Consider the following 6,385-nt stretch of genomic DNA (forward strand, 5'->3'; position numbering starts at 1 on the left):
TCAGGCGGCGGCGGAGCGGAAGGCGGAGGGGCTCATGCCCCGGTAGCGCTTGAAGGCGGCGCTGAAGCCGAAGGGGTCGGCGTAGCCGACGGCCTTGGCGACCTGGGCGACGGTGAAGTCGGTGCCGGTGAGGAGTTCCTCGGCCTCGTCCATACGGTACTCGGTGAGATAGCCCAGCGGCGGACGGCCCATGAGGTCGGTGAAGCGTCTGGCGAACAGGGCGCGCGAGACGCCCGCGCGGGCGGCCAGGGAAGCGACCGTCCAGGGGGCGCCGGGGCTGGCGTGCATGGCTTGCAGCGCCGGAGCGATCACGGGGTCGGACAGCCCTCGGTAGAGGGTGGGCGCTTGCGCTCCCGCCTGGTCGAACCAGGTGCAGAGGGTGCAGACCAGCGCCCAGTCGAGCAGTCGGTCCATGATCGCGGTGGAACCGGCGGGGCGCGCGGCGCACTCCTTGGCGGCGGATTCCATCCAATCGCAGGTCTCGGGGTCCTCGCGCACCACCAGGACCGGCGGCAGCGCTCGGAGCAGGCGGTCGTGTCGGCGGCCGTTGGCACGGTACGCGCCGACGATGAGCGCGGTCGCCTCGGGGGCTTCCGCGCCCCAGCGGATGCCGCTCAGCTCCTCGGCGTCGCATTCGGCTTGCGCTGCGAAGCAGGCGATCTCGTACTCCACGTGCGGGCGCCGCAGCGAGGCGACGTCGTCGACGAGGTGGAAGACCTCGGGGCCGCGCACAATGGCGGTGTCGCCCTTGGTCACTCGCGTCTCGCTACCATCGGCGAGCACCAGGGTGCCGCCGCCGCGCAATACGGTGACCATGGTGAGCGGGGCGCGGTCGGCGAAGCGAATGGTCCACGGCGCTTCCAGCACCGCGTGGCTGACCACCGATCCTTCCGCGCGGATGCCATTCAGGAGTGAACTCACCGGATCCATGACACCAGAGTAGACGAACTCCTATCCTTCGGAGCGTTTCTCCCATGGATCGTCCATTAGATCACCGGTTGACTGGTGGTACCGCAAGAGAGATTCAGCCATCAGTCAGGAGAGATCCCGTGCAGCACAACGGTAGTGACACCACTCGCACCGCCCTGGTCGTCATCGCGCACCACCGCTCCGATTCGCTCACCGCGCATATCGCCCGCCGCGCCACCGCACAGCTGGAGGCGGACGGTTACCGCATCGACCTGCTCGATCTGCACGCCGAGGGCTTCGACCCGCGCATGAACACCGAGGACCAGCCCGACTGGGGCAATCGCGACAAGCCCTATTCGGCCGAGACGCAGCGTCATATGCAGCGGATTCTGGACGCCGACATCGTGGTCGCGGTGTTCCCCGTGTACTGGCAGAGCGTGCCCGCCATCCTCAAGGGCTGGATCGACCGCGTCTGGAACTACGGATTCGCCTACGGCCGCAGCAAGCCGCGGCTGGCGGGCAAGCGCATCCTGTGGCTGGGACTCGGCGGCCTCGACGCCGCGGACCCCATGGTGGCGGATATGGAAGCCGCTCTCGACACCCAGCTCAGCGCGGGTATCGCCTACTACTGCGGCTTCTCCTGGTCCAAGGTCGGCCTGCTCCCCGACGCCGAGGAGCGCCGCCAGACCCTGGACGCCGACGGCAATCTCGCCATCAGCGAGGTCGCCGTGGGCGAGGCCCGCCGCGCCCAGTACGACGCCCTGGAGCGCCGCGCGGCGAACTACGTGGAGGAATTCCTCGCCGCCGACCGCGTGCCCGCCTGAGCGCGAACGACGGTTTCCGCCGTCCGGCCGGGCACTGTGTCCGCCCCGATTCCGGGGATCCGGCGGCGGACGGTCAGCTGACGCCCGTCCAGCTCTCGCCGGTGATCAGTTCGTACGCCTGCCGGTACTTGTCCCGCGTGGCCGCGACGATCTCGGCGGGGATCTCCGGGCCCGGGTACTCCTTGTTCCAGCCGGTGGAGGTGGACCAGTCCCGGACGAACTGCTTGTCGAAGGAGGGCTGGGGGCGGCCGGGGGCGTACCCGTCGGCAGGCCAGAAGCGCGACGAGTCGGAGGTCAGAACCTCGTCGGCGAGGGTGAGAACGTCACCGTCCCAACCCCATTCGAGTTTGGTGTCGGCGATGATCACGCCCCGCGAGGCCGCGTGCTCGGCACCGCGCGCGTACACGGCGAGGGTCAGGTCGCGCAGCCGCTCCGCGACCTCCCGGCCCTCCTGGTTCACCACGTCGTCGAAGGTGATGAACTCGTCGTGCCCCTCATCGGCCTTGGTGGTCGGCGTGAAGATGGGCTCGGGCAGCCTGTCGCCCTCCACCAGCCCGGGCGGCAGCGCCACCCCCGACACCGACCCGGTGCGCCGGTATTCGGCCAGTCCGGAGCCGGTCAGATACCCCCGGGCAATGCACTCCACCTTCACCATGCTCAGCTTCTTGGCCCGCACCGCGCGGCCCGCGAATTCGGCGGGCACGTCGGTCGTGGAGATCAGGTGGTTGGGCACATCGGCGAAGAACCGGAACCACCAGTTCGACAGCTGGGTCAGCAGCGCGCCCTTCTCCGGGATCGGAGTGGGCAGCACCACGTCGTACACCGACACCCGGTCGGAGGCGACCAGGATCAGCTCGTCGCCGTCCTCGTACAGGTCGCGCACCTTACCGGCGTGGATGTGCTTCACTGACTCCTCCTCGTACTGGGGTCGCCGGGACATCCGAATGTCCACGTGGGCCGACCGACACCCTACCGAGGTGGCATTCTGGGCATCGGCACAGTCCTGGCGAACGACGAAGGAGTCCCCTTGTCCGCACCGAATCTCACCCGGGAACAGGCGATCGAACGCGCCGCGACCATCCGGGTGGAGAACTACCGCGTCGAACTCGACCTGACCGGGCAGCCGACGAGTACCGACGCCGCCGTCGGCGAGACCTTCGGCTCGCGGTCGACGGTGACGTTCACCGCCACCCCGGGCGCGCGGACCTTCATCGACATCGTGGCCGCCGGGGTCCGCTCGGCAGTGCTCAACGGCACCCCGCTGGATGTGAGCGACTACGACGAGGAGCGGGGCATCGCACTGCCCGACCTCGCCGAGCACAACGAACTGGTGGTGGAGGCCGACTGCGTGTACTCGCACACCGGCGAGGGCCTGCACCGCTTCGTCGACCCCACCGACGACAAGGTGTACCTGTACTCGCAGTTCGAGACCGCCGACGCCAAGCGCATGTTCGCGTGCTTCGACCAGCCCGACCTCAAGGCCACCTACGACATCACCGTCACCGCGCCGCAGGACTGGGAGGTCATCTCCAACGGCGCGGTGGTGGACACCCAGCGGACCGGCACGGTGCTGCGGCACACCTTCGCGACCACCCCGCGCATGAGCACCTACCTGGTGGCGCTCATCGCCGGGCCGTACGCCAAGTGGACCGACACCTATACCGATGCGCACGGCAGCATCCCGCTGGGCATCTACTGCCGCGCCTCGCTGGCCGAATTCATGGACGCCGAGCGGCTTTTCACCGAGACCAAGCAGGGTTTCGGCTTCTATCACGCCAACTTCGGGGTGCCCTACGCCTTCGGCAAGTACGACCAGCTGTTCGTGCCGGAGTTCAATGCCGGTGCCATGGAGAACGCGGGCGCGGTCACCTTCCTCGAGGATTACGTGTTCCGCTCCAAGGTGACCCGTGCCTCCTACGAGCGGCGCTGCGAGACCGTGCTGCACGAGATGGCGCACATGTGGTTCGGCGACCTGGTCACCATGAAGTGGTGGGACGACCTGTGGCTCAACGAGTCCTTCGCCACCTTCGCGTCGGTGCTGTGCCAGTCCGACGCCACCGAGTACACCAATGCCTGGACCACCTTCGCGAATGTGGAGAAGTCCTGGGCGTACCGGCAGGATCAGCTGCCCTCCACGCATCCGATCGCCGCCGATATCCCGGATCTGGCGGCGGTGGAGGTCAATTTCGACGGCATCACCTACGCCAAGGGCGCGTCGGTGCTCAAACAGCTGGTGGCCTATGTCGGGCGGGAGCCGTTCCTGGCGGGTCTGCGCGACTATTTCGCCGAACACGCTTACGGCAACGCCACCTTCGACGATCTGGTGGGTGCGCTGGAGAAGTCGTCCGGACGCGACCTGTCCGACTGGGGCGCGCAGTGGCTCAAGACCACCGGTCTGAACATCCTGCGGCCCGAATTCCAGGTCGAGGACGGCAAGTTCACCTCTTTCACGGTGGTGCAGGAGGGCGCGGAGCCGGGGGCGGGTGAGCGGCGCGTGCATCGCATCGCCGTCGGCGTCTACGACGACCGGGACGGGAAGCTGGTGCGCACCAAGCGCGTCGAACTCGATATCGATCCGGCGGCCCGCACCGAGGTGCCGGAGCTGGTCGGCGTGGAGCGCGGTCGGCTGGTGCTGGTCAACGATGACGACCTCACCTACTGCTCGCTGCGGCTGGATCCGGAATCCCTTGCCACCGTGGTGGATCGGATCGCCGATATCGCCGAGCCGCTGCCGCGCACGCTGTGCTGGTCGGCGGCCTGGGAGATGACCCGGCAGGCGGAGCTGAAGGCCCGCGACTTCGTGGCGCTGGTGCAGCGGGGCATCGGCGCGGAATCGGAGATCGGGGTGGTGCAGCGGCTGCTCATGCAGGCGCACACCGCGCTGGGCAGCTACGCCGATCCGGCCTGGGCACAGGAGCGGGGCTGGCAGCTGTTCGCCGACCGGCTGCTGGAGCTGGCGCGCGAGGCGCAGCCGGGCTCGGATCACCAACTGGCCTTCGTCAACGCCCTGACCGGGGCGCTGCTGTCGGCACACCACACCGAGGTGCTGCGCGAACTGCTCGACGGCGACCCGGCCACCGTCGGCCTGCCCGGTCTGGCGGTGGACGCCGATCTGCGCTGGCGACTCGTGCAGGCGCTGGCGGCGGCCGGTGAGATCGACGCCGAGGGCCTCGAATCCCCGGTCATCGACGCGGAATTGGAGCGCGACCCCACCGCCGCGGGCCGCCGCCAGGCCGCCGCCGCGGCCACCGCCCGCCCGCAGGCCGCGGTCAAGGCGTCGGCCTGGGAGACCGTGATGGGCGACGACACCGTCCCGAACATCACCGCCCGCGCCATCGTCGGCGGCTTCTCCCCCGTCGGCCAGGCGCAGCTGCTCGCCCCGTACGTGGAGCGCTACTTCGCCGAGGTCGCCTCGGTGTGGGAGCGCCGCTCCAGTGAGGTGGCGCAGACCGTGGTCGTCGGCCTGTACCCGCACTGGGCCATCACGGACGAGGCGGTCGCCATCGCGGACAAGTTCCTCGCCGGTGACCACCCGCCCGCCCTGCGCCGCCTGGTGCTGGAGGGCAAGGCCGGTATCGAACGCTCGCTGCGCGCACGGGCTTTCGACGCGCGGTGAGCGACGCGGGCCTGCCGATGTGATGTCGCGCAGCGCCTCCGCCCGGCTGCCGAGCGGACAGCTCGACCGTGGCCGCCGGGCGGGAGCGGAATCCGAATCCGCCCCGCCCAGCGGTCCCCACGCCGACGCGCATCGCGCTGGCAGTGTTCGGATACCGACACCACCGATCGCCGGGACGCGTCCGCCACCACCGCCACATCACGCGCACAGTGCTCGTTACCGCGTGGATGCCGATGCCGAAGCGGTCGCCGCCTGCCGACTCCACGAGCCGCGACAGCGCCAGCACCGGCAGTGCGCCCACGAAGTGCACTCCGAAGGCGGCGGTGATGCCGACCAGCACCGAGCGTCACCGCAACTTCCGGATCGGCACCGTCGAACAGCGTTGCGCGGTAGACGACTCCGGCTGGCGGTCAGGTCAATTCCCGCCCTGCCGCAGCCGCTCGTTCTCCTGTTCCAGCTCCTCGATTCGGGTGCGCAGCTCCCCCAGCGCCGCCGCGACGGCGTCGCGCGGATACAGCTGGGGAATGTGCTGGCGGCAGTTCCAGTCGAAGGCTTCGACGTCGATGAGCATGGCTCGTTCCACGCGGGCCGGGTAGCCGTCCACGGTGAGGGAGGCGATGAGCTGCGGATCATCGTCCGCCTCCACCACATCCGCGCGGCCGAAGATCTTCAGGCGGGTCTGCGCGGCGTAATCCATCAGGAACAGCGAGACCCGGTCGTCGTGGTCGAGATTGCCGCGGCTGATGTACTGCTTGTTGCCGCGGAAGTCCGCGAAGCCGAGGGTGTGCGCGTCGACCACCTTCAGGAAACCCGGTGGGCCGCCGCGATGTTGGATGTACGGCCAGCCGGTCTCGCTCACCGTCGCCAGGTAGAAGCTGCTGCGTTCGCCGATGAACCAGGCCTCGTCGGGTCCGATCGCGTCGGGCACCGGCGGCACCGCCGCCATGCGCTCGTAACTGCGCAGGCTGCCGTGTATGCGCTGCTGCTCGCGAACGCGCTCGGTGAACGCTATCTGGCCGTAATGCCCGGTCATCTC

General features: G+C 69.1%; 5 protein-coding genes. 2 read left to right on the forward strand and 3 right to left on the reverse strand.

What is annotated here, in order from left to right:
• A complete protein-coding gene (locus QK444_RS04790; RefSeq protein ID WP_282777430.1) occupies positions 1 to 930 on the reverse strand; it encodes an AraC family transcriptional regulator in 930 nt (309 codons plus the stop codon).
• 119 nt (positions 931 to 1,049) lie between these two features.
• On the opposite strand from QK444_RS04790, the gene QK444_RS04795 reads away from it, so the two are divergent.
• Entirely contained in the window at positions 1,050 to 1,733 is a 684-nt protein-coding gene (locus QK444_RS04795) for an NAD(P)H oxidoreductase (RefSeq protein ID WP_282777432.1), read from the forward strand.
• 73 nt (positions 1,734 to 1,806) lie between these two features.
• Here the strand turns inward: QK444_RS04795 and QK444_RS04800 are convergent, their stop codons facing one another.
• Positions 1,807 to 2,673: a phosphoribosylaminoimidazolesuccinocarboxamide synthase gene (locus tag QK444_RS04800; RefSeq protein WP_282777434.1), complete on the reverse strand. Its 867-nt coding sequence runs from the start codon at positions 2,671 to 2,673 to the stop codon at positions 1,807 to 1,809.
• Positions 2,674 to 2,760: 87 nt separating this feature from the next.
• Between QK444_RS04800 and pepN the strand changes: the two genes are divergently transcribed.
• Positions 2,761 to 5,349, forward strand: coding sequence for an aminopeptidase N (gene pepN, locus QK444_RS04805; RefSeq protein WP_282777436.1), 2,589 nt, complete (start codon positions 2,761 to 2,763; stop codon positions 5,347 to 5,349).
• A 415-nt stretch (positions 5,350 to 5,764) separates the two neighbouring features.
• Here pepN and QK444_RS04810 read toward each other — a convergent pair.
• Positions 5,765 to 6,385 (reverse strand): pyridoxamine 5'-phosphate oxidase family protein (locus QK444_RS04810; protein ID WP_349239509.1); only part of this gene is annotated, 621 nt, incomplete at its 5' end.

The organism is Nocardia sp. CC201C (genome assembly GCF_030010695.1).
GTDB lineage: Bacteria > Actinomycetota > Actinomycetes > Mycobacteriales > Mycobacteriaceae > Nocardia > Nocardia otitidiscaviarum.